The following is a 24,562-nucleotide window of genomic DNA, read 5'->3' as shown; positions in this document are numbered from 1 at the left end:
TGGAAAGAAGTATTAAAATTTCGCATTACAAATCTCTCCTTAACATAAGTTTTTCCAAATTATATCAGATGATTTTTGAATTATCAATATTTTTAGTTTTGAAATATACGTGAAGTTATGTAGGAGAAATGGAAAAGGGTGTATAATAAAACTTAATAATATGAAATAACCTTTTAAGGAGAACGTTATGAAAAAAGATAAAACAAATGCGATGCGAATATTAGACAAAGAGAAAATTGAATATTCGATGATGTCATATAATCCAGACGATGGAAAAATTGATGGTGTATCAGTAGCTGAGAAAATTGGACGAGAAGTGAGAGAAGTATATAAAACGTTAATCGCTCAAGGAAATAGTAAAAATTATCATGTGTTTATTATTCCGGTAGATGAGGAACTAGATTTAAAAGCTGCCGCAAAAGCAGTAAGTGAAAAGAAAATTGAAATGATTGCTGTGAAAGATATTACGAAAGTGTCAGGATATATTCGTGGTGGTTGTTCACCAGTCGGAATGAAGAAGTTATTTTCTACATGTATCGATGAAAGCGCCCAATTACTTGATAAGATGATAGTGAGCGGCGGGAAAATTGGTATACAAATTGAGCTGAAAGTTGATGACTTGGCGAAAGTGACAAGAGCGCAGTTTGGAGAGGTAACGAAGTAAATATACATAGGAAAAGAAGTTCTTGTTTTATTAAATTTAGATAAAGATTTATAGGATAATTAGTCCATTATGAGGACGGATTATCCTTTTTTCTTGCTACTGATCATGAGACGTTATGTTAACCGAGTGTGTATACAATATTCAACCGAAAACAAACAACATATCAACTCTATAAAATGGTAAAATAGGGAAAAGGGCATTCTGAATAATACCTTTAGAAACCACTATTTATCACATAGGGGTTTTCAAAAAAGTAAAGGGGGGGGATAAATGAAATATATTAATGGATTGTACATAGCACTTATATTAATGATGTTCATTAATTTACTTAATTTCACAATTTTTGATAATAAATACTCAGGGATAACAATGTATCTTTCTTCCGTTATATTCATAATTGGGAGCGCATTTTTTGGAAGTGCAAAACGGCTTAAAATGAGTGAGAAAAAATAAACCTTTTAGGAGGTTATAATCATTAATGAAACAACAAGAACAAGTTATCTTTCGTGAGGTTCAGCGATCCCCAATTTGGGTATGGATACTCATATTAGGGATCTCCATGCTGATGTGGTATGGATTTATTCAACAAATTATTCTTGATATCCCGTTTGGAGATAAACCAGCTCCTAATGGTGTCTTAATTGTTATGTGGTTGTTGTTCGGGATTGCCTTTCCTGTATTAATGCTTGGAGTATTGAAACTGATCATTGAGGTCCGTGAAAAAGGTCTTTATGTCCGCTTTGTTCCTTTTCATTTTCAATATAAGCAGTACCTTTTCAAAGATATACATCATTATGAATGCATTACTTACAGTCCAATAAAACGATTTGGAGGATGGGGAATTCGTTTTAACCTTAAGAATGAAAAAGCCTATAACATGAATGGAAATAAAGGTATAGAGTTAAAGTTGCAATATAACACAGTAGTAATCGGCACTCAAAAATCAGATGAATTAAAAAAAGCACTGGACTCAGTACAAAAAGCATAATGAAAATTAAACTTTAATAAACGGGCACAATTCAACAATTTCTACTAGGTATACCTACTTTAAAAACAACTTAAATTTACTTCCAATAACGAAAATTATGTAAATAAGCTGTTCACTGGATTCCCATAGAAAACTGTGGTGAGATGAGATTTTTGATTTTGAAGTACTTCAAAATCTTAGCTAGATGGCTATGTAGCGGTACCCACATTAAAAAGGCAGGAACATATCAAATATGTTCCTGCTTTTGATTTTATTTTAGATAGATGTTTCCTAACAGTTGATTTTGTTAACGAAAGTCGACTTTAAATCCATATTTTGTGTGAAAAAAGAACATATAATAAAAGTATGAGGTGATGATGTGAAAGAGATAAACATTCATAAAAAAATTGCGGATAAGAGAAAAGAAAAGGGAATTACGCAGGAAGAGTTAGCGGCGTATATCGGTATTACGAAGGCATCTGTTTCCAAATGGGAGACGGGACAGAGTTATCCAGATATAACATTTTTACCACTGTTAGCATCATAGTTTAACATTAGTATAGATGAACTAATTAGTTATACACCGCAAATGAAACAGGAAGATATTAAAAATTTATATCATAGACTCGCAGAAGCTTTTAGTGAAAAACCGTTTGATGAAGTGATGATAGAGTGCAGAGGAATAATCAAAAAATATTATTCTTGTTTTCCGTTATTACTTCAAATGGGACTACTTTTTATTAATCACCATATGTTAACGGAGGATACGGATAAAAGAATTGAAATGTTAGAAGAGGCAATGCATCTCTTTAGCAGGGTACAGGAAGAAAGTGACGATGTTTCTCTTGTGAAAGAGGCGGTATCGTTTCAAGCAACTTGCTATCTTATACTCAATAGACCGAATGAGGTGCTTCAATTACTTGGCGAAACGATACGTCCTAACGTCCCAGCGGAAGATTTAATCGCACAGGCGTATCAAATGCTTGGAAATACTGAAAAAGCGAATGAAATAATGCAAATTAGTATGTACCAACATTTAATACAACTTGTTGCGACAATACCGAATTATGTAGTAGTAAATGCTTCAAGCGCTGAAAAAGTAGAGGTAATTTTAAATAGAGCTTTTATGTTAATAGATATATATGAATTAGAAACGTTACATCCCAATATGACTTTAAAAGTATACTATGCTGCTGCACAAGTATATTGCATGCAAGGGAATTTTGAAGGTTCATTAGAAATGTTACGGAAATATGCAGCGGTTTGTGCGGCGAGCTTTACAGTAAATAGTCTACATTTACATGGAGATTCCTATTTTGATGCGATTGATGGATGGTTTGCAGAGTTTCCACTTGGTCCTAAAACAGTTAGAAATGAAGAGATTATAAAGCGAAGTATGTTACAAAGTATTGCAGAGAATCCAGTTTTCGCTCCGATGAAAGATGTAAGAGAGTACAAAAATATAATAGCGAGTTTGAAATTCAAATTAGATATAACTGAATAAAAGGAGGGTTCATATAATGACCTTTGACGAATATGAAGTAGCGATAAAGAGGGAATTAACTTTGCTAGGTACGATTACTAAACCGAAAGCCGACGGGAAGTATGCAGCGGTTGTCATTATCGCGGGATCTGGAGAGATTGATCGTGATGGAACGATCGTACCGCTAAAGCTTGAGGCGAACATATATAAAGATTTAGCGCATGTAATAGCGGGGTTGGGTGTAGTGACGCTCCGCTTTGATAAGCGCGGAGTAGGAAAGAGTGATGGAGAATTTCTGAAGACTGGAATGTGGGATTTAGTTAGTGATATAGAGTCTACGATTACGTATTTAAAAGAACAACCATTTGTTGATCCAGAAAATATCATTTTAGCTGGTCATAGTGAAGGATGTATGTTGGCAACAGTAGTAAATGCAAGAACACCAGTTAATGGGCTTATCCTTCTTACAGGGGCTGCGGAATCATTAGAAGAGGCTACGAAAAGACAAAGGGAAATTGCATATAAAGAACTAAAGGAGCAGAAAGGAATAAAAGGAAAACTAATGCGCCTTCTCAATGTAGAGAAACGTGGAGAGAAGCAAATGGAAAAAATAAAAGAGAAAATGATGAATACAGAAAAAGATACGATTAAAGTTGGTTTTAAACCGATGAACGCAAAGTGGTTTAGAGAGCATTTTCAGCATGACATTTATAAAGATTTAATGAAAGTAACGTGCCCGGTATTAGCAATCGCTGGTGATAAAGATATTCAGGCTGATCCTGAAAGAGCGAAGCGGATCGGTGATTATGTGAAGGGTGATTCTGAAGTACATGTAATAAAAAATATGGATCATAGTTTGAAAGTTTTTGAAGGTGAGTTTAAAGCATTAGATTTTAAAAAGAATTATGAAGAAGGGGCAAGAAAGCCACTTCATCCAGAGTTGGAAGAAATAATTGTGAATTGGCTGGATACACATTTTAACTCGCAACATGCGGGTAGTAAGATTCCCGGCTCAATATTAGGCGAAAGTGAGGAAGTCGGAAGGAAGAGTAATTGTCTGTAAAAAAAACGGTTGTTGTAGGTTGATTTAGTTTAGTATATGAATTTATTTTTTTTGCGAATTCATTCATTATAAAATGTTCGTTTTTATTAATTAACGAGATAAAAACGAACATTATTTTATTTTAAATAAATTGGGTAATTAGACTATAACATTAATGCTTATCATTGAATATAATAATAATATAATGGAGGTGATGTTATATGGCTCTTACTACAGGACCAATTGAAAACGTAGGAAATCAACCTGCTAATGCAAATAAAGTTAGGGTGAAGATCCTTAACCGTACTGCGGGCCCACTTACTGGAGTAGCTAGAGTTTTTAGACTTGACGGTTCATTAGTATTAATTGAACAGGTAAACTTCAATGTGAATTCTAATGCTTCTACTTTTGCAACTCTAAGCTTAGTTCATCCTGCTCTTGGACAAGCATTTGAATATGAAGTTCAAATTGTTCCTAATCAACCTGGTGGACTATATAGTGTTTATGGACTAACAGCTGAAAATGTTATTATTACTGCACAACGTGTTGTGAACTCAGAATTGACACAGTTTCTTTAATTAAAATAGATTGGTGCCTACATGGTATCCAATCTATTTTTGTACGTATTATTCAGAGAAAGAAAGGTTTTACACAAAAATAAAGACAGTTATGGAAAAGGGAAGAGTCGAGCTATCATCTTGATTTTTATTATTTCTGTCTTAGACCGTATCTGTTTTGTGGCACGGTTTTCTTTGAATGCTTTTTATTCAAACTGTTTTTTAAAGTATTTATCAAATATGCATTATTGCATAAATAAATTTAAATTTATAAGTTAATATTAAACTACTTTTTAGTTGTAAAGAATATGTTAATAATCTTTATAAGAAAAGGATATTCCTTGTAAAAAGTGAAATTGTTTGGAATGTGAATAAACAAAAAGTTTAGAAGTGATACAGACTGGATAGAGTCTTGTATTAAATAAAAAGAAAAGGGTGGGTATGGGTTTCTAAAAGTTTTGGGGGGAGAAAGTATTTTTTAGTTAGTAGCTTCAAATTATATTTTAAAGGGGAATGGGTATATGAAGTTTCGAAATACAAAGATTGCTATGATTACACTATCTTCATTTTTTATTTTAGGTTCTGCATCTCTATCATTCACAGATACTATACACGGTGAAGTAGCTTCTGCATCAGCACAAGAGATTATTGTAAAAAGTTATGACGATACATATTATAATAACGCAATAGGAAAAACGGGCTTAGAATTAAAGAAGGAACTGCATAATATTATTGATAATCATACAAAGTTATCATACAGTGCGGTTTGGGAAGCACTAAGAGATACTGATGAAGATCCAAATAATAAAAATAATGTGATACTCTTATATACTGGTCGTTCGCAAGGGAAGCTTACGAATGGATCAGGAGTAAATAACTGGAACCGTGAGCATGTTTGGGCAAAATCTCACGGTGACTTTGGAACGACTGCAGGACCTGGAACAGATCTACATCATTTAAGAGCGACGGATGTATCTGTAAATAGTTCACGAGGGAATTTAGATTTTGATAATGGTGGTGTGAATCATTCTGAAGCGACAGAATGTAAATATGATAGTGATTCTTGGGAACCTCGTGATAGTGTAAAAGGAGATATTGCTAGAATGCTGTTTTATATGGCTGTTCGTTACGAGGGGGACAACGGCGAAATAGATTTAGAACTAAATGAAAAAGTGAATAACAATAAAGATCCATACATGGGGAAACTATCGGTTTTATTAAAATGGAATGAACAAGACCCGGTCGATGATTTAGAGCGAAAGCGTAATGAAGTGATTTTTACAAAATATCAACATAACCGCAATCCTTTTATTGATCATCCTGAATGGGTAAATAAAATTTGGAACTAAGATTTTTAAAGGTATTATATTTTGATAGAAGGGATTGATTATTATGATCAATCCCTTCTTATATTTTTACTAGAATAAATGATTTTTATAGGATTGAAGAGGAGAATAGGATAGATATTTTATCAAGTTAATTATATATGGGTATTTTAGTACGGTCCCCACTCAATATTCACCCCAATAATAAGAAAAACAAGTCCAATGATAAACCAAATGAGTGCAAGTGGAGCCATGAAACGAATCCATTTTCCATAAGAAATCCCGCTCGCTGCGAGAACGCCCATTAAAACACCAGAAGTTGGATTTAAGCAGTTTACTACACCTTCCCCAAGCATAACAGCCTGTACTGTAACTTGGCGTGTAATGTGCATGAAATCAGCTAATGGAGCTAATATCGGAATAAAAATAACCGATTCTCCTGTCCCGGATGAAATAAGGAAATGTAATGCAGCACTACTTACGTACATACCGATAACGCCAAATACAGGGCTTTGTCCTTCAAGAGACTGTGCGAGCTGGTTAACGATAGTATCAAGTAATTTGCCTTGTTCTAAAATGACTGAGATACAACGAGCCATTCCGACGATTAAGGCACCGTATATGAGATTTTGGCAACCTGCTAGAAAAGTAGAAGCGATATCGTTTGCTTTCATACCACCTATTATTCCTGCTGTAATTGCTATGAAAATAAAAGTAGCAGTCATTTCTGCGTCCGTCCAATGTAGACGAAAAGCGCCTATTAAAAATGAAATTAAAGATAAAGCTGAAACGAGTAAAATTAATTTATGACGTATCGTCCAAGGAACTTCTTTTTTCTCTGTTTCTTTTTCGCTTGAAAGAGCGTTACTTGGAAACCAGTTGTCGCCAAGAATGCTTCCTTTATTGGATTTTTTCAAGCGCTTTATATACCAATTTATATATAGAATGGTAGCAAGTAAAAAAGATATATAAATTGCTGTGCGTAAACCAATTCCCGAAAACATCGGAAGTTCTGCGATCTTTTGTGAAATGCCTAAAGGTGAGGGGGATAAAATAGTAGCATTAAAACCAGCATAAGTGCCTAAATAAATAATTGCTACGCCAACGATAGCGTCCCATTTTAATGTGCGGGCAACGATGATGCCGATAGGGATAAAGCCGATAACTGAGTTAACGATAATGCCAGTCGTTCCGAGAATGGAAAAGAGTGCGGCGACAATACATATGAAAAGTAATTGCTGATTACGAAATTTGTTAATAACATGATAGATTAAACCGTCAAGGGCACCTGTCTTTTCAAGAATTGCAATGGCTCCACCTGTAAATAAAATTAGAAAGATAATAGGAGCAGCAAGTGTCATTCCTTTTTCAATAGCGGTAAAAAAAGAAACAAATCCTACAGGTGATTGTGGAACAGAATGGTAGCTTCCCGGTATTGTCGTTGTAACGGTTCCATTTGTAACCCTTTTAAATTCTCCAGCGGGAACGAAATACGTAGCAATGGCGCAAAGTAAGGCAATAAAAAATAGTAGTACGTACGCATCAGGCATTTTAAACTTTTGTTTACTAGGTTGTTTTTTTGCCTCAGTTTGTATTTGCATAAAATCCCTCCTTCTTCACTAGGTTAATTTTTAATATTCTGAATTTAATCTGTGAAATAGATTATAATAAAGGTAGCTTCTTAAGGCAATAGTTTTTGTATCCTTTTCCCGCACATACAAATTATTGCAATATTAGACAGGGAAACGATAATAAGCCAAGAATATGTTATGTAGAAAGAAAAAGGAAAAGAGGGAACAAGATGTGGAAAACTACTGATCTATGTGATGAATTTGAAAAGGAATTACAAATATGTCGCCAGTCTTTTCGGTCTTTTGGGAAGAAAGAACAATTCTACGGAAAAATTGCAACTGTAAAAGTGAAAGATGATAATGTACTAGTGAAGGAAGGATTGCAAACATTACCAGAAGGAACAGTATTAGTTGTTGATGGCGGAGCGTCTACTAATTGTGCGTTACTCGGTGATAATTTGGCAGCTATTGCAGAAGAAAGAAAGCTAGCAGGAATTATTGTGAATGGATATGTTCGTGATTCTAGTGAACTAAAGAATATTAATATTGGTATTTTAGCGTTAGGAACGATGCCAAATAGAAGTGTGAAAGAAGGAAAAGGAGAACGAAATATTTCATTGCACTTTGGAAAAGTGGATTGGAATCCAAATGAATATGTCTATGCGGATGAAGATGGCGTCATTATTAGTGAAAAGAGTTTACATTGTTAAAGGTTAGTAAGTTACTATTCTTAGAAAATAAATCCGATAAAGCATGGACAAAATTCTTTGTCAATAGTAAAATAATACAGAAATTTATAATTTACAGAATGTATAGGTTTATCGTTTTACGATAACTTAAATGGAATTAAGTTGTGCCAAGAAAAGTGAATGTTATCACAATGATACGTTCATAAACAAAATTATTTTTCCTATACAAATATAGCCGCGAATAATGCGGGTAGGAGGTGTTGTACATTTTTGTTCGACACTTACAAAAAGAGAGTGTCAATCGCACGCCCTTGAAGGGCCTTTTTTTGTGTAAATGGTAGTAAGGGAGGAAATTTTGGGATGGCAATGTTGAAAAAATGGCTGCTTACGTCTTTAATGGCAGTGACACTTGTATTTGTTTCTTTTGCGAATACAGTACATATTACGTTTGCTGAAGGAAATACAGCAAAACTTGCAATTATTGGGGAATCACAAAAAGGCATTATGTTATGTCCGAAAGAAGAGCAAATTAAAGATGGGGAAACAGCTTTAAGTTTGCTGCAAAAGGTCATGGGGGACAAGGTAGAATCTGAAACGATGTCGTTTGGAACATATGTAAAAGGCATCGATGGTTTAATGGCCGGGGCTACAAGTGCTTGGCTGTATGATGTAAATGATAAGTCTGCAGAAGTCGGAGCAGATAGTTATAAATTAAAATCTGGAGACGTTGTTGTCTTTCGTTTTGTTTCAGACTGGAGCAATATAAGCCAGGAAACATTGAAAGAAACGCTAGATAAGTTCGGAACGTGTAAAACAGAAGAACCTAACGGTGGCAAAACAGAAGAACCAAAACCAGAAGGTCAAGACGGTAAAACACCAGATGGGAAAAATCAAGGTGACCAAGACGGTAAAACGCCAGATGGGAAAAACCAAGGTGATCAAGACGGTGAAAAACCAGATGGGAAAAACCAAGGTGATCAAGACGGTGAAAAACCAGATGGGAAAAACCAAGGTGACCAAGACAGTAAAACGCCAGATGAGAAAAACCAAGGTGATCAAGACGGTAAAACGCCAGATGGGAAAAAACCAGAACAACCACAGCAAGAGAACATTCAAGTTTCAAGTGCACAATTAAATGAAGCCATTTCTAAAACATCAGACAAGATGTTACAAGATGGAATTGAAAGTGATTGGGTAGCTGTAGCGCTTTCTCGTTCTGGAAAGAATGTGCCAATTGAGGCAAAATTAAATTATGTTAAGTCAGTAACTGAAAAAGTAGAAAAGCGCATTAATCGTTTTTCAGCGACAGATTTAGCTAGAACAATTATTATGATGAATGCAATGAGTGCAGACCCTAAAAATGTAGGTGGACATAATTTAGTTCAAAAATTGTATGAGTCAGATAAAGTGAATTCTGTTACAGGTTATGCATTTGCTTTACTTGCATTTGATACGAAGAAGTATGAGATTCCAGTTGAATCAAAATGGAACAGAGTTGCTCTAGTGGAAGCACTGTTAAATAATCAGCATACAGACGGTGGATGGACTTATAATAGTTCAGGTAGTAAAGATAATGCTAGTAGCGTTGATGTAACAGGTATGGTTTTATCAGCATTAGCTCCTTATCAAGAGCGATCAGATGTGAAACCAGCTATACAAAAAGCTGTTGCGTATTTATATAACGAACAGCTGCAAAATGGCGGTTTTTCAGCTGATGGACAAGAAAATTCAAATAGTACTGCGCAAGCAATTATTGGATTATCGCTTGTTAAAGATGTAGATCAAAATCGTCTTCATAAGGCAATGCAAAACCTATTATCATATCAACTTTCAAATGGTGAATTTAAATGGTTACCAAGTGATCAAAATGGTAACGGAATGGCTACAGAACAGGCTCTTTTAGCATTACTTCAATTTAAGGAAATGGGAAAATCTATTTATGATTGGTCTAATGTAGACGCTGGTGATGTAATTAAGCCAAAACCGATTGAAGAGCCAGAAAAGGTCGTTGAACCAGAAAATAATGTAGTAGAAAAAGAAGTTACTGAAGAACCGAAAGAACAAAACCAAGTACAACAAGAAACAAAAGATGAAAATCTAAAAGTAGTTGCAGATAACGAACCGGTTAAGAATAAAAAAATCGGAAACGGTAACAGTCTACCAAAAACAGGAGCATCTTCTCATAGTGCAGCAACAGAAGTAGGTATGGGTGTATTATGTATTGCTTCTGCATATGTATTATGGAGACGTAAAGCAGCTTAACAAAAAATTAGGAGCAATTATTTGCTCCTAATTTTCGTATGAAAGGTGAGAGATAGGATGAGTAAGGTGAAATGGTTCATTTCTTTACTGCTTTCGCTTGGGCTACTTGCCGGATGTGAAGAGGCAGCTGTAAAGCCTGAGAAGAAGGTAGAACCGAAGCAAGAAGAGGTAGCGAAACAAGAAGAACAAAAAGATGAAGCGAAGCCGGAAGAAAAAACAGAAGAAAAGCAAGCTGAATCAGAGCAAAAGCAGCAAGAAGAGCAGAAAGAGAAACAAGAACAAAAAGTAGAAGAGAAGCAGAAAGAGGAAAAGCCGCAGGCACAACCAGAGGTAAAGAAAGAAGAGAAACAACAGGAACAACCGAAAGAACAGCCGGCTGTAAATAAGCAACCAGAGCAGCAAGCACAAGAAGAGAAACAACAACCGAAAGCACCAGAAGTAAAAGAAGAAGCAAAGGTTGTGAATCAGCCGAAAGAAACACCGAAGCAGGAGCAAAAAGTTGATCCGAATAAAGCGGAGAAAACGATACCGACTCCGGCAGTACCAAAACCTGAACCACCAAAACCAGATCCAGTAACAGTACCGAAACCACAAGCAAAACAAGTAACAATCTCGGTAAAAGGAAATAACGGATATATAATGGGTGCGAAAAAGATGGATGTACAAGATGGCGATACTGTGTATAAAGTATTACAACGTACAGGATTAGATGTTGATGCAAGCGGATCTAGAGATAGTATTTATGTAAAAGGTATTAATGATTTATATGAAAAAGATATTGCGGATACTAGTGGATGGAAATATCGTGTGAACGGTGCTTTTCCAAACCATAGTGCTGGTGTAGCTACGATAAAACCAGGAGATACAATTGAGTGGGTATACGTATTACAATAAGAAAGGCATTCGGTAAAGGGCTATGAAAATAAGTTTTTCTTCTTTACATCCTTTTGTGAATTTTTTCTATTATATCGGGGTGATGATACTATGTATGATGTGTCTTCATCCTCTTTTTTTAATTGGAGCAATACTATTAATTGTTATTTTAAATGTGATGCAAGGGAATAGCGAAAAGATAAGAAAGATGTTACCAAGCACAATTATTTTCTTTTTTATGGTCATTTTATTTAATTCGTTATTCACGCATAGAGGCCGAACGACATTATTTTGGTTAGGTGATAGCCGTATTAAACTTGAGGCAATTATGTTTGGGTTGGTAATGGGGTTATTATTAGTGGCGATTATGTTTACGTTTGCTTCGTATAATGATATTATTACAAGTCATAAATTTTTATATTTATTTTCTAGAATTTCACCGAAAGTAGCATTGTTAACGATGATTACAGTGAGATTTGTTCCTTTGTTTATGAGGCGATTACAGAAAATAACACTCGTCCAAAAGACGAAAGGTGTACAGGTAGATGCAGGTTCCATTGTAGAACGTGTGAAAAATGGTATGCAATTGCTGCAAGTATTATTAATTTGTTCATTGGAAGATGCACTGCAAACGGCAGATTCTATGCAAGCTCGTGGATTTGGTGTAACGAAACGTACGACATATATTCGCTATAGAATGGAAAAACGAGATTGGTATACGCTCAGTTATTTAAGTATTCTATTTATAATTGCTATCATATGTAGTACGTATGGCGGAGGAAAGTTAATCATTTATCCGAAAGTCGAATCTATTTTATTTCAGCAATACGATGGGATGATGTTTATCGTATTTACGATGTTTATTAGTTTACCAATTATAATGGAAGGAAGGGAATGGTTATGGTGGCGCATACAGAAATAAACAATTTATCATTTGTATATGCTGATGAAAACGAAAAAGCGTTACAGCATATTTCTCTTTCTGTTCAAAAAGGAGAGTTTATTGCACTTGCCGGCGGATCAGGATCCGGGAAGACGACTTTATTAAAACATTTTAAAAAAGAATTACTTCCAATTGGTAAGCGTACTGGGGATACATATTATGATGGTACTTTATTAGAAAATGTACCTGATTTGTTATCTGCTCAAGAAATTGGTATGGTATTTCAAAATCCAGAAAATCAACTCGTAATGGATACAGTTATTCAAGAATTAGCATTTTCTTTAGAAAATATTGGGTTACCATCACATATTATTCAAAAACGAATAGCAGAGCTCATTAGCTTCTTAGGATTTCAAGATTTATTGCACCAATCTGTTCATACGTTATCTGGCGGACAAAAGCAACTTGTTAATTTAGCTGCGGTATTAGTTATGCAGCCGAAGTTATTATTATTAGATGAACCGACAGCGCAGTTAGATCCAATCGCTGCAAAAGAGTTTTTAGGATTATTAAAACGGATTAATGAAGAACTTGGAATTACGATTATTTTAAGTGAACATCGTTTAGATGAAGTTATCCCGCTTGCAACACGCGTTGTTTGTATGGATAATGGCCGTATTATGTATGATGGTAGTCCTAAAACTGTTATTACGAATATGTGGGGAGTAGAAACATTCCGTCCATTTATTCCGCAAATTCCAAGGCTATTTTTAGAGTGGAATGTGAGAGATATTCCGTTTACGGTGCGAGAGGCGCAAATGAAAATGAATAATTTTTCAGCGATATCATATGTAAATGAGCCAATAGCACAAAGTGAAAAGCAAGAGGTAATTTTAAGCGCAGAGCATATTTCGTTCCAGTACGAAAAAAGTAGTCCGCTTATTTTACGTGATTTATCAGTTTCGATTGAAAAAGGAAAATGGGTAGCTCTCGTTGGGAAGAACGGTACAGGTAAGTCTACACTGTTAACGCTTTTAGCTGGATTGCAAAAAGTGAGAAGAGGGAAAGTAAAGTGGAATGGGAAAGTGATACATAAAATTGATTCGAAAGAACGATTTAAAAGTATTGGGTATGTATCGCAGCATCCGTATTATCATTTTACATTTGATACAGTGTGGGATGAGGTGTATGAACGTGCACGTGAATTATACGGAGAACAAGGAAAAGAAATAGCAGAAGATACGCTAAAACAGTTTTGGTTGTATTCGCTTAAAGAACGCCATCCGCACGATTGTAGCGGAGGAGAGCAACAATTACTTGCGTTATGTACAACGTTATTATCAAAGCCGACTTTATTATTACTGGATGAACCGACAAAGGGATTAGATCCATGGAAGAAAGAAAGAGTAGGAGAGCTATTTAGGAAGCTACAAAAAGAAGGTACAACAATTGTAATGGCAACGCATGATATTGAGTTTGCAGCGAAATACGTGGATCAATGTATGATGTTATTTGATGGAGCAGTTATTATGAATGATGCACCGAAAGAATTTTTTAGTGGTAACTTCTTTTATACAACATCTATTAATCGATTCATTCGAAAAGAATTGCCATATGCATTAACGTGGGAGGATGTGTACGAAGCGTGTCCAAACGATATGTTGCATTCATAATATGTATTTTTGCAGTAATAATAGGCACATTACTCTTTACTACAGTTATTATGGACGGTTATTACATGTTAAGTAGTTTGTTTTTATTAGTTGTTATTATGTTACCTTTCTATATCCGTTTTGAAAGGAAGGCGTTTGTTTCACGTGAAATTGTTCTCGTTGCTGTATTAGCGGCAATTGCAGCAGTTAGCCGCGTACCATTTTCTATTTTACCGAGTGTACAACCAACTTCTTTTGTTATTATCGTTTCTGCAATTGTGTTTGGAAGTGAAGCGGGTTTTATGATCGGTGCAACAGCAGCGATTGTGTCTAACATCTTTTTAGGGCAAGGTCCGTGGACGCCGTGGCAAATGTTTTCATGGGGTATGATTGGTTTTATAGCTGGATTATTGCGTAATACATTTTTAATGAAAAAGCTATGGGGAAGAATCCTGTACGGATTGTTTGTTGGATTTTTATTTGGCTGGATTATGAATTTCTGGGGACTTCTCGGTTTTATACGAGAGGCAACGTGGGAAACAGTCATTTCGTATTACATCGCAAGTTTTTATTTCGATTTGAGCCATGCAATTTCGAATGTTGTCTTCTTACTATTATTTAGTACTTCTTGGATTACGATTCTCACAAGATTTAAAAAGAAATACGGTATATTAGATAAGCATAACATAGCATAGAAAAGCATACTCATATAAGGTAGGGTCGCGACTTACATATTCGTTTGCCTCTTTCATGCTTCTTACATATTGTAAGGAGCATTTTTTATTGTCAAAAAATAGTCCAATATATATCCGTTACTATATAAAATTATTTGTATAATAATAGGTGAGAACTATTTTCAAAAGGGAGGTGTATAGTTAATGAAGTTAGTTATTCCGAAGCAACATGGTGCATGGGCGATGCTTGCTATACCATTTCTATTAAGTGTCATACTTGGAAAACCTACTATATATCACATTCCATTGTTTATAGCTTGGTTCTTTATCTATTTAGCTACGTATCCATTCCTTATGTACATAAAACAAAAACGAAAAAGAGAGTATTTACATGCTTCAATTGTATATTTTATTATTGCGTTCGTATTTGGGATGATTTCTCTATTATATGAATGGCGCATTCTTTTATTCGTAATAGTCATGATTCCACTATTTATAGTAAATATGCATTATGCTCGTCAAAAAAATGAAAGGGCATTACTAAATGACATTAGTGCAATTGTTGTTTTCTGTATTGGTGGTTTAGTTAGTTATTATTTTTCAATGAAACTTATAGATAAAACAGCATTATTTATTGCGCTTATTTCATTTTTATATTTTTTAGGAAGTACGTTTTATGTGAAAACGATGATACGTGAGAAAAATAATCCGAAGTATCGTTTTATATCTTGGGGTTATCATATTCTATTAACAATCATTGTATTTGCAATTAATCCGTGGTGCTCCCTTATTTTTATACCAAGTGTCATTCGAGCCATTATATTGTATGGCAAAAAAATTTCTATTATAAAAGTAGGGGTTTTAGAAATTGTCAATTCTGTATATTTTTTAATCATAACGGCAATAATTATGAAGTATGCCATTTGAAAAAACTTCCCACCTTATGATGGGAAGTTTTTTCAATCTTGTTCTAAAATGTGAACGGTGTAATCGCAGCGTTGAATAGCTTGTTCGATCGCATAAAGGGATTGCTCAATACGAGCGCGATTAAAATCTTTTTCAACAGTCTGTAGTGCTTCTTCTAAACAATGTTTTGCTTCTTGTAATGATTGAAAAGAATCTTGTACATATCCGCGAGCATTTTGATGCATTTCATAATCCTCCTTGCATATTCATATATGTATAGTATGAACAGTAAAGAAGAAAATATTATTTGTTATATTTGTTTGACAATTAAAATGAAATTACGTATAGTAAGAATTAAGTGAATATTTTCTTATCCAGAGAGGTGGAGGGACTGGCCCGATGAAACCCAGCAACCGCGATGCAGGTGCTAATTCCAGCAGAACATATTTGTTCTGGGAGATAAGACGAAGATATATACGTAACTTCTTCTTATCGGAGAGGTTTTTTTGTTGCAAAAAAACCGATTACGAAAATTTATCTTAAGAAGAAAGGGGTTGCGCATTGCTGTGACACTCGAAAAATACGTAAAACTGCGTAGTACAGTTTATGAATATATGATAGAGCAAGATAAGCCGATATCATTGTTAGATATTCAAGAACATATCGTTTCGCATCATGAAGGAAAATTCACGAAAAAGATGTTGCATCAATTTTATTTATCAAGATTATTAGACGAACTAAAACTGGATGGGAAAATTACATTAGCTGATGAATATCTCTATACTGAAAAAGGGGTATTGTATAAGGCGAGAAAAGGGAGCTAAGCTCTCTTTTTTCTTAAAATAACGGAGTATGTAGAGTAAAAGACTGCTAAAGCAGCCTGATACAGGGAATGGTGTTGAGTGTGTAGTGTCAAAAATTGAATGTGCCTGAAAGAGGCAATTCATATCGGCTGCAAATGAAAAGAGACACCTTCGCCGAATAGGTGTCAGTCGTTTTGCAAAATAGACTTGCTATTTAACAGTTCTTAGAATAACATGCAGGGTTTTGGAAGTCAAAAGGGAATTAAAGGAAGGGGTACAATTATGTACGCTTACTTATTAAAAGATATAACGAAATGGATCCCAAAGTACGTTGTAGATAAGGGATATGAATATTATGAAGATGGACATGTAGAAGATATTGAAATACAAGATAACAAGGTGTTTGCTTTCGTTACTGGAAATGCAGGGAATTATGAAGTAGTTATCGATCTCGAAGATTTTTCAAAAAGTAGTTGCGAATGTCCGTATGAAAATTATTGTAAACATATGGCGGCAGTTGTTTATGATATTCAAGGTGCTGGTGAGAGTGCAGTTAAAGAGAAACTGAAAGATTTAGAAAAAGAAGAGTTACTTACTGTATTAAATCGACTGTTGCAAAGTTCGAAAAACGTACAAATTGTAGAGAAGTTATTAAAGAAGGGGTAACTTTAACGATAGAGGGAGTTGTTTTGTAGTGAACGTACTGATTATATACGCTCATCCTAATCCTTCAAGTTTTAACGGGGCAATTTTAGAGCATGTGCAAAAAGGGCTGCAGGAAACAAATCATTCGGTTACGTTGCTTGATTTATACAAGGAACAATTTGATCCGGTACTTGTATTCAATGAAGAGAAGAAAAGACGTGATTTAATAAATGAAGAAGAGACAGCGCGGTATAGAAAATTAGTGGAAGAAGCAGATACACTTCTCTTTATATATCCGATATGGTGGTGGGGGATGCCAGCTATTTTAAAAGGTTTTATTGACCGTATTTTCGTAGCTGGATTTGCTTATAAATATGAAGGGGCTCTGCCGAAAGGATTATTGCAAGGGAAAAAAGCGTGGGTTATTAATACGTTAGACTCGCCTCTATGGTACGTCGCATTGTTATATCGATCAGCAGATTGGATTATGATGAAGAGAGGTGTTTTACGTTTTTGTGGCATTCGTGATATAAAACGGTCAGTGTTTCAATCTGTGAAAACGAGTAAAGTATCAAAGCGCGAAAAATGGTTATTACAAATAGAAGAAAAGGCTCGTACATTATGAATGAAGTCGATCGTATTATAAACTGTTGTCAGTATGATAACGAACTTTTTCGAAAGTATATTACGTGTTTACTTCAATTGAAAAAATGCAGCGATACATTTCAACAAATTCAAATAGAGTTAAGAAATGATTATTTAATAAGAGGGATTTGTGAAAGAGAAGTTGATGAGGTAGTACGGGGAAGTAAAGAATATGAAACATATTTTCTTCCTAAAGCGTTACAGTGGAATTTCTTGAGGGAAAATCCATATTTAATTGAAAGAGTGTGTGAAGATTTTTTTGCGTTTGAGTCATTACATCTTACGGACATAGAGTGGAAGACAGTTATAAATTGCATGGGAAATGAATGATTTATTATGTAAAAAAGCTAGTATAAAACTAGCTTTTCGTTTAAATAAATAAGAAGCATAGACTAATGATAAAACCTGCATATAGTAAGTTCACAACGCAAAATCCCATAATATCGCGAGCACCTAAACCAGCTATCGCTAATGCTGGTAATGCCCAGAAAGGTTGAATTAAATTCGTCCAAGCATCGCCCCACGCAATGGCCATTGCAGTTTTTGCAGCAGGTACACCAAGTTCAGCGCCAGCTGGAATCATAATTGGTGCTTGCACGGCCCATTGACCGCCACCAGATGGAACGAAAATATTAACGATGCCAGCACTTAAAAAAGTAAAGAGCGGGAAAGTTGATTCGTTTGAAATGCTAATAAAGAAATTAGAAATAGCTCCTCCAAGTGAAAGTCCTTCACTATTCGCTCCAATCATCATGCCCATAATTCCTGCGTAAAACGGAAATTGAAGTAAAATGCCAGAGGCACTTTTCGTAGAGTCTGAAAAAGCGCGAATATACTGGATCGGAGTGCGGTGGAAAATAAGTCCAGCAATTAATAACATAAAAATCACGATATCGAGAGTAAGATTAAATCCTTTCGTATAAAAGTAATTGAAAATATAAATGAGACCTAACAATCCAACACAAAGTGTAATAATGATGCTATTTTCCATTTTTTCAGCGAATGTATTTTTTTCTACTTCTTGAGCAGCAGCTTCTTCATGGAACACGCTAGGATCTACAGTTATCGTATGTTTTTCATCTGGATGCATCGCTTTATTAATGAGAGGCATCGTAACGAGAAAAATAATAACTGGAACAAGAGCGTATGGTGAGAATAACGTTTCTGTTATCGGAATCGCCTCTTTAATACTTCCAGCAGTCGTTTTAATTAACGTTTCACCGCCTGTTGCTAAAGTAAGAGGGATAGAGGCAGAAAGACCGGCATGCCAAATGAGAAATCCAGAGTAAGAAGAGGCAATTGCTAGTCTATAATCTAATCCGTCCAGTTGTCTTGCCACTTCTTTTGCGTATAAAACAGATACAACAATTCCAAAGCCCCAGTTTATGTATGCACCAAGTAAACTTACAATGGAAATGGCAATAATGCCTTGGCCATTCGTTTTTGGTATTCTGGCAGCTTTCGTTAATCCTTTTTTAATAAGAGGAGCATTTGCTAAAGCAGATCCAGTCACGAGTACAAGTGCCATTTGCATAGAAAAGGCGAGGAGTCCCCAAATTCCATTACCCCAGTGATTAATCATTTCTACAGGTGTTTGGTGAGTCGCGAACATACCAAAGAAGATAACGAAAACAGTTAGTAAACATGATAAAATAAACGGTTCTGGCAAGAAGCGCTGCACTAAGGCGACGCAACCATTTGTAAAGGAACGAAACAAAATAGATCAACCTCCTTATGTATATGTATTACGATTATTCGAGGTGTTTCGTTCATAACCTTTTAAAATCTGAAAATTTTGATATTTTAAAAGAGATTGAAATATTTTCAATAAGAGTAGTACCATCATAACCCTGACAAAAAATGATGGTAGCGGCATATAAGCAAATATTGTATACCGTAAGTGCTGAGCTACCTAACAATCCATCCAATCTGTTTGATAATAGTGTTTACTTTTGATGAGTTAACTCGTAAAGGAGTAAGTCATTCAGCTCCACCTGTTGTGGTTTCAAATGTAGCTTATGGTAGAACGATTTATGTAAAATTAGAAACAACATCTAAGAGCAAAGATGTACAAGCTGTTTTTAAATCCTTACTTAAGGATAACAGCGTTGAAACAAGTGGACAGTATAAAGATATTTTTGAAGAAAGTACCTTTACTGCTGTAGTATTCATATTTCTTATGGCTGTATCAATGTTTTTAATGATTACATTTCCCATTATTAAATTCCCATAAATATAGCCTATCTTAGGTTGATAGTGATGCATGGTGCCTCCATGTATGTAAATGCATCTTGTCGAAATTATTAAAAAGGGGAATCTTTCTATTTGAAGAACTAATAATTGATTGTCAATATGTATTAGAAATCTCAATCTAAACTAAAGGAGAACAAAATGGGACAAAACAATAAGGGCTTTTCTGAAACAGGATTGCGCAAAATGCGCAATATATTGGCGCGGCATGTCGATTCTGGAAAGATTCCTGGGCTCGTCGCCTTAGTCAGCCGAAACGGCGAGACGCACGTCGAAGCACTTGGAACAATGAGGCATGATGGTGGTGCACCAATGCGTCGGGACACGATTTTTCGATTGGCGTCCACTAGCAAGCCAATCGCAGTTTCACCAGTAATGGTTTTGCTCGATGAGTGCAAACTGCATTTAGACGACCCAGTAGACAAATGGCTACCGGAACTCGCCGACCGGCAAGTGTTGAAACGACCCGATGGCCCGCTAGAAGAGACCGTCCCAGCACGGCGTCCTATCACTGTACGAGACTTGTTGACCTCTACATTCGGGCTCGGAGTGGATCTCACGTTGATGGGTTCTCCAATTATGAACTCGTTCTTCGAGAGTGGGATATTCGACACGCCAGGGCAGGATATGCCCGATCCAGATGAGTTTATGCGTCGCCTAGGTGCACTTCCGCTAAGCTATCAGCCCGGAGAGCGGTGGCAGTATCATATCAGTATAGAAGTAATCGGCGTTCTTGTTGCCAGGGTCACGGGTCAGACGTTCGAGTCGTTCTTGCACGAACGCATATTCGATCCGCTAGGAATGAAGGACACTGGATTCTACGTACCTCAGCTCAAGATTGATCGGCTTCCACCAGCCTTCACCCCCAATCCGGAGACAGGTGAATTCATCGTGTGGGATGAGGGGGCGGGTGGACGTTACAGCAAACCTCCAGCATTCCAAGCAGGCGGTGGTGGACTGCTTGGAACCGTCGACGATTATCACGCGTATTTGCAGATGCTTTTGAATAAAGGGATGCACGGCACTAAACGGATCCTGTCTAGGCCCGCAGTACAGCTGATGACCACCAACCGTCTTACTCCGGAACAACAAGTATACCGAGACGATTTGGCCAAAAATAACGTCCATTTGTCGTTCGGACAAGGGATCCAAGGTGGCTGGGGCTTTGGGATGGCGGTGCGTACCTATCTTGGAGACTACGCGTCTATCGGTCAATTCGGCTGGGATGGTGGAACCGGTACTTCAGCTTACGCTGATCCAGATAAACAGTTTATTGGAATTCTGTTCACCCAGGTTGGGATGTCGACTCCGGCCCCATCGCATCTTATCCAAGACTTCTGGACCACGGCCTACCAAGCGATCGAAGACTAGGGTATCGTTTAAAGGAAAACGCCAAGACGGATAGATAATCATAGGCTTGATGGCCATGATCACCACCATGGTTAAAAGTTAGGATAGGACCGTGTTGGAAGTACTGCGGTAACAGTTAGGCATTATTAATAATAGCACAACAAAAACTCCTCTTGGATGCAAGAGGAGTTTTTTATTGGGAATAGTAAGGAGGAGGGAGGTGCATTACATATGGGAAAAGGTAGAAGTAATAATGCTGGTAAAAAGCAACCGAATTTCGATGATTCATCTAATTTCGCTAAACAAAGCCAACCGACAGAAAAGAAGAAGTAAAAAAAGGATCTCTCTTTATCAAGAGAGATCCTTTTTTAATATATTGACGTTTCGGCAAAACATATCGATTGCTCAACCAAATAGACATTATAGTCATTCATGCAAGGCTTAAACTCCTTCGAATGGAAGTTAATTTAATATTATTGTCCTGCTTTTCATAATGCTTCTTCACGTTTACCTTATTTAAAAAGCCAATAAAAAAAGACACGTTTCCTAAATAAACGAGCTCTTAATGGAGTATTATCTTTATTTTGAGCATTTAATAAAATTCTCCAATTTATATTTTACTCTAATAGTCTATGAAATTTAATTAAATGTAAAATCTATATAGTAAGTTATAGATATTTATGAAGAACTTTAAATATATTATTCTACAATTAGGCCAAATTGTAGAGTGCAAGTTCTACTAGGTGTAAAACTATTGAGAAACATGAGGAGAGGGTTATATTGACTATTTATGAGCAATTTATAGAGGCACTTAAAGAAAAAATAGGCGATATTTTAACATCTGCAGAGGTAAAGGACAGATTAATAACAAAATTTCATACGAAACCGGGGAGTATGAATCCTGCTGATTATTGTTATAACCGCTATAACAAAGGAAGAGCTGTTAATAAAAATCTGTTTATATATAAATAAAAAAACTTATAGATATGTAGGTGAAAATTATCCTTATACTGGATTAGTTTTTCATAAAACTAAAGGGGCAGAGTGTGAATCTGTTGTAGGTGAGTGGGATAATGGGAAACTTCTTGTCAATGAGGATAAGGACAAAATAGGAATCTCACAAATTAAAAAGTTATATGAGGCATACTTTGAAATGTTACGATTTAAAATGAATGTTCTTGGTTGTAAGGCGACTGAATTAAGGCATCTTATAGGTCGTCTAGGTGAGTTTTTTTGTGTCCTTTACAACGAATGGTGAGCTATCCAAAGTGACGAATCAGCATGGATATGATGTCATTAAAGATGGACGAAGAATAAGTGTTAAAAAAACTGCTCAAGAAAAAGGGTTTATCACGATTAATCAAAACACATTTGACCAATTCGATGACTTCTTCGTAGTTCAGTATAAAGATGATGATTTGAAACTATTATTTTATGGGGCAAAGGAAGAGATTCCATCACTTAGACCATATGGGAATACTTATGAGGTTGATATAAATTCTTTAAAGAGAGTAGAAAAGACACTCCTATAAGGGTGTCTTTTTAGCAGAAGTAAGCAGCCCCAACAATGATGATTCAGCTTTGTAATTGTTATAGGAATCATATGAAACAAAAAATATTAGTGCTCAGTGACTAATATTTTCTATCCGGCCTCACCAAACTAAAAAAGAACATATACAAACATAGCCTTATAGAATTGTATTTAACTTTATTTAAATCTTTATGTATGAGTGTTATTTTATACATTCACTTAATTGTTGAATATGCAGGTATGATTCTCAACGCTCTTATGTTTACCTGTTTTGAGTTAAAAATAAGAAAATTTGAAATGTTAGTTGTATATATCGTGTTAAATATTGTAAAATGAAATGGTACCAAAAAAACTAAAGTGGTACCAAAGGTTTAGGGGGCGGATTATGAAACAAAGAATAGTAACAGAAACAATTCATCAAATTCAAACGAAGGGGTTTACATTTACAATTAGTGATTTAGCAAAACAATTAGCTGTCAGTAAGAGGACAATCTATGAGCACTTCTCTTCAAAAGATGGAATAGTAGATGAAGTTATTCGTAATGTAATAGAAAGTATTCAAGAAAAGGAAAAAAATATCGCTAAAGATGATACGTTACAAACAGTTGAAAAAATAAGGCTCATTTTAATTTGCATTCCACAACAATTTACATTTATGGATGCACGATTATTAGTAGAACTAAAAAAACATCATTATTACCAATGGTTAAAATTAGATCAGTTTTTACGTGAAGGCTGGTCTACTGTAATCGGTTTAATAGAAGAGGGAATAAGAGAAGGAAGCATAAGAAAAATTCAAATTCCATTTTTTATTGAAGTGTATTTAGGGGCACTGAATCGCATATATGATCCTATGTTTATTGAAAAGAGTGATTATACATTGGGAAGTATGCTTGAATCAATTATGGATATGTTACTGTACGGAATTTCTAATTCGAAATAGAAGGTGGGAGAATAGTGCAGTGGATTTATTTAAGTTTAGCAATTTTATTTGAAGTAGCGGGTACAGCTGCGATGAAACTATCTGATGGATTAACGAAACTTGTACCAAGCATTCTTATTTTTGTATTTTATGTAGTAAGTTTTGCATTTCTTTCATTTGCATTAAAGGGGATGGAAATGTCCGTAGCGTATGCGGTATGGTCAGGTATGGGAATTGTAACGATTACAACAATTGGTTTTATTTATTTTGGAGAAAGTATCAATATAATTAAGATACTAGCAATTCTTTTTATTTTAGTTGGAGTCGTAATATTAAATTTTAATAGTGCGGCACATGAAGCGAAGAAAAAAGAAATGGTGGAGGAACGTATACATTGAATCAATTAAAGTATTTTTTCCTTATTACTGATCTTGGATTTGTTGTATATTGGTTTATAACAATTTTCCATATGATTCCGCAAGAATATTTATTTAAAGATTATGAAGACCCAATTTTAGTAGCATGGAACTGGTCTTTTTTACCCTTGGATTTGCTAATCTCTTTAACGGGACTTTTAAGTTTGTATTTGTATTCTAAACAAAAACATATTTGGAGCCACTTTGCGTTTTTATCATTAATTTTAACTTTTTGCTCAGGGTTACAAGCTCTAGCATTTTGGACAATCCGTTTAGATTTTGATATGTCTTGGTGGATCCCTAATTTATATTTATTAGTCTATCCATGCTTCTTTTTAAAAAGCGTTTGGAGAGAGTGTGGATCGTATGAGACTAGCATGAGAAAAGAAAGAATAGAATTCATGTAATATAGGAAAGATAGGACCTTTAAGCACATTCTAATTCTAGATGCT

At 35.4% G+C, this 24,562-nt stretch carries 24 protein-coding genes, 3 pseudogenes and 1 riboswitch; of the genes and pseudogenes, 24 read left to right on the top strand and 3 right to left on the bottom strand.

The window, feature by feature from the left end; all coding sequences use genetic code 11:
• Positions 1-187: 187 nt before the first annotated feature.
• The 7 genes and pseudogenes from ybaK (at position 188) to ACS2FK_RS14260 (ending at position 6,062) form a co-directional block, all read left to right on the top strand.
• Entirely contained in the window at positions 188-664 is a 477-nt protein-coding gene (gene ybaK, locus ACS2FK_RS14290) for a Cys-tRNA(Pro) deacylase (protein ID WP_023522517.1), read from the top strand.
• Positions 665-934: 270 nt separating this feature from the next.
• The gene (locus ACS2FK_RS14285; protein WP_000875160.1) at positions 935-1,117 is read left to right on the top strand and encodes a hypothetical protein; all 183 of its coding nucleotides are present in this window, start codon (positions 935-937) and stop codon (positions 1,115-1,117) included.
• A 25-nt stretch (positions 1,118-1,142) separates the two neighbouring features.
• Positions 1,143-1,652 (top strand): DUF6141 family protein, encoded by a 510-nt coding sequence (locus ACS2FK_RS14280; RefSeq protein WP_063548018.1) that lies wholly within the window; start codon positions 1,143-1,145, stop codon positions 1,650-1,652.
• A gap of 358 nt (positions 1,653-2,010) precedes the next feature.
• Positions 2,011-3,135: pseudogene (locus tag ACS2FK_RS14275) on the top strand (helix-turn-helix domain-containing protein).
• 16 nt (positions 3,136-3,151) lie between these two features.
• The gene (locus ACS2FK_RS14270; protein WP_063548016.1) at positions 3,152-4,177 is read left to right on the top strand and encodes an alpha/beta hydrolase family protein; all 1,026 of its coding nucleotides are present in this window, start codon (positions 3,152-3,154) and stop codon (positions 4,175-4,177) included.
• A 200-nt stretch (positions 4,178-4,377) separates the two neighbouring features.
• Complete coding sequence (locus tag ACS2FK_RS14265) at positions 4,378-4,734, top strand: hypothetical protein (protein ID WP_001229415.1); 357 nt, start codon at positions 4,378-4,380, stop codon at positions 4,732-4,734.
• 500 nt (positions 4,735-5,234) lie between these two features.
• Positions 5,235-6,062: an endonuclease I family protein gene (locus ACS2FK_RS14260; protein WP_000672183.1), complete on the top strand. Its 828-nt coding sequence runs from the start codon at positions 5,235-5,237 to the stop codon at positions 6,060-6,062.
• Between the two features lie 146 nt (positions 6,063-6,208).
• Here ACS2FK_RS14260 and ACS2FK_RS14255 read toward each other — a convergent pair whose 3' ends face one another.
• A complete protein-coding gene (locus ACS2FK_RS14255; RefSeq protein WP_063548014.1) occupies positions 6,209-7,639 on the bottom strand; it encodes a YfcC family protein in 1,431 nt (476 codons plus the stop codon).
• A gap of 200 nt (positions 7,640-7,839) precedes the next feature.
• Here ACS2FK_RS14255 and rraA point away from each other — a divergent pair, with 200 nt between their 5' ends.
• The 7 genes from rraA (at position 7,840) to ACS2FK_RS14220 (ending at position 15,569) form a co-directional block, all read left to right on the top strand.
• Positions 7,840-8,319, top strand: a complete 480-nt coding sequence (gene rraA, locus ACS2FK_RS14250; protein WP_063548012.1) for a ribonuclease E activity regulator RraA — start codon at positions 7,840-7,842, stop codon at positions 8,317-8,319.
• 339 nt (positions 8,320-8,658) lie between these two features.
• Positions 8,659-10,560: a DUF4430 domain-containing protein gene (locus tag ACS2FK_RS14245; RefSeq protein ID WP_063548010.1), complete on the top strand. Its 1,902-nt coding sequence runs from the start codon at positions 8,659-8,661 to the stop codon at positions 10,558-10,560.
• Positions 10,561-10,617: 57 nt separating this feature from the next.
• Positions 10,618-11,454: a DUF4430 domain-containing protein gene (locus ACS2FK_RS14240; RefSeq protein ID WP_063548008.1), complete on the top strand. Its 837-nt coding sequence runs from the start codon at positions 10,618-10,620 to the stop codon at positions 11,452-11,454.
• Between the two features lie 22 nt (positions 11,455-11,476).
• Positions 11,477-12,355: an energy-coupling factor transporter transmembrane component T gene (locus ACS2FK_RS14235; protein WP_063548006.1), complete on the top strand. Its 879-nt coding sequence runs from the start codon at positions 11,477-11,479 to the stop codon at positions 12,353-12,355.
• Positions 12,328-13,989: an ABC transporter ATP-binding protein gene (locus tag ACS2FK_RS14230; RefSeq protein WP_063548003.1), complete on the top strand. Its 1,662-nt coding sequence runs from the start codon at positions 12,328-12,330 to the stop codon at positions 13,987-13,989. The genes ACS2FK_RS14235 and ACS2FK_RS14230 overlap by 28 nt, the downstream gene beginning before the upstream one ends.
• Entirely contained in the window at positions 13,962-14,663 is a 702-nt protein-coding gene (locus ACS2FK_RS14225) for an ECF transporter S component (RefSeq protein ID WP_063548001.1), read from the top strand. Before ACS2FK_RS14230 ends, ACS2FK_RS14225 begins: the two co-directional genes overlap by 28 nt.
• Positions 14,664-14,846: 183 nt before the next feature.
• Complete coding sequence (locus tag ACS2FK_RS14220; protein WP_063547999.1) at positions 14,847-15,569, top strand: YwiC-like family protein; 723 nt, start codon at positions 14,847-14,849, stop codon at positions 15,567-15,569.
• Positions 15,570-15,601: 32 nt separating this feature from the next.
• Here the strand turns inward: ACS2FK_RS14220 and ACS2FK_RS14215 are convergent, their stop codons facing one another.
• Positions 15,602-15,793, bottom strand: a complete 192-nt coding sequence (locus ACS2FK_RS14215; RefSeq protein WP_000554029.1) for a hypothetical protein — start codon at positions 15,791-15,793, stop codon at positions 15,602-15,604.
• Between the two features lie 122 nt (positions 15,794-15,915).
• Positions 15,916-16,014: riboswitch (SAM riboswitch) on the top strand.
• A gap of 40 nt (positions 16,015-16,054) precedes the next feature.
• On the opposite strand from ACS2FK_RS14215, the gene ACS2FK_RS14210 reads away from it, so the two are divergent.
• The 4 genes from ACS2FK_RS14210 to ACS2FK_RS14195 all read left to right on the top strand — a co-directional run bounded on the left by ACS2FK_RS14210 (position 16,055) and on the right by ACS2FK_RS14195 (position 17,971).
• Positions 16,055-16,372 (top strand): hypothetical protein, encoded by a 318-nt coding sequence (locus ACS2FK_RS14210; RefSeq protein ID WP_063547997.1) that lies wholly within the window; start codon positions 16,055-16,057, stop codon positions 16,370-16,372.
• Positions 16,373-16,633: 261 nt separating this feature from the next.
• Positions 16,634-17,017, top strand: a complete 384-nt coding sequence (locus ACS2FK_RS14205; RefSeq protein ID WP_063547995.1) for an SWIM zinc finger family protein — start codon at positions 16,634-16,636, stop codon at positions 17,015-17,017.
• A gap of 28 nt (positions 17,018-17,045) precedes the next feature.
• Entirely contained in the window at positions 17,046-17,621 is a 576-nt protein-coding gene (locus tag ACS2FK_RS14200; RefSeq protein ID WP_063547993.1) for an NAD(P)H-dependent oxidoreductase, read from the top strand.
• Positions 17,618-17,971 carry a group-specific protein gene (locus ACS2FK_RS14195; protein ID WP_063547991.1) on the top strand — a complete coding sequence of 118 codons (354 nt, stop codon included), beginning with the start codon at positions 17,618-17,620 and terminating at the stop codon, positions 17,969-17,971. Before ACS2FK_RS14200 ends, ACS2FK_RS14195 begins: the two co-directional genes overlap by 4 nt.
• A 40-nt stretch (positions 17,972-18,011) precedes the next feature.
• Here the strand turns inward: ACS2FK_RS14195 and ACS2FK_RS14190 are convergent, their stop codons facing one another.
• Positions 18,012-19,358 carry a short-chain fatty acid transporter gene (locus ACS2FK_RS14190; protein ID WP_063547989.1) on the bottom strand — a complete coding sequence of 449 codons (1,347 nt, stop codon included), beginning with the start codon at positions 19,356-19,358 and terminating at the stop codon, positions 18,012-18,014.
• 137 nt (positions 19,359-19,495) lie between these two features.
• On the opposite strand from ACS2FK_RS14190, the pseudogene ACS2FK_RS14185 reads away from it, so the two are divergent.
• From ACS2FK_RS14185 to ACS2FK_RS14160, 6 genes and pseudogenes are all read left to right on the top strand, one after another.
• Positions 19,496-19,808: pseudogene (locus tag ACS2FK_RS14185) on the top strand (thiol-activated cytolysin family protein); the annotation flags it as partial.
• Positions 19,809-20,032: 224 nt separating this feature from the next.
• On the top strand, positions 20,033-21,262 hold the full coding sequence (locus tag ACS2FK_RS14180; RefSeq protein ID WP_063547985.1) for a serine hydrolase domain-containing protein: 1,230 nt from the start codon (positions 20,033-20,035) through the stop codon (positions 21,260-21,262).
• 759 nt (positions 21,263-22,021) lie between these two features.
• Positions 22,022-22,773, top strand: a pseudogene (locus ACS2FK_RS14175) (DUF7225 domain-containing protein).
• Positions 22,774-23,157: 384 nt separating this feature from the next.
• Positions 23,158-23,715, top strand: a complete 558-nt coding sequence (locus tag ACS2FK_RS14170; protein WP_063547983.1) for a TetR/AcrR family transcriptional regulator — start codon at positions 23,158-23,160, stop codon at positions 23,713-23,715.
• A 14-nt stretch (positions 23,716-23,729) separates the two neighbouring features.
• Complete coding sequence (locus ACS2FK_RS14165) at positions 23,730-24,092, top strand: DMT family transporter (RefSeq protein ID WP_080469846.1); 363 nt, start codon at positions 23,730-23,732, stop codon at positions 24,090-24,092.
• Entirely contained in the window at positions 24,089-24,517 is a 429-nt protein-coding gene (locus ACS2FK_RS14160) for a YvaD family protein (RefSeq protein ID WP_063547981.1), read from the top strand. Before ACS2FK_RS14165 ends, ACS2FK_RS14160 begins: the two co-directional genes overlap by 4 nt.
• The last annotated feature ends 45 nt before the right edge of the window (positions 24,518-24,562 follow it).

The organism is Bacillus cereus group sp. BceL220, from assembly GCF_051776965.1.
In the GTDB taxonomy this organism is placed as follows: Bacteria; Bacillota; Bacilli; order Bacillales; family Bacillaceae_G; genus Bacillus_A; species Bacillus_A cereus.
The sequence above is the reverse complement of the archived record's forward strand: the minus strand, read 5'-3'. Positions and strand labels throughout refer to the sequence as shown.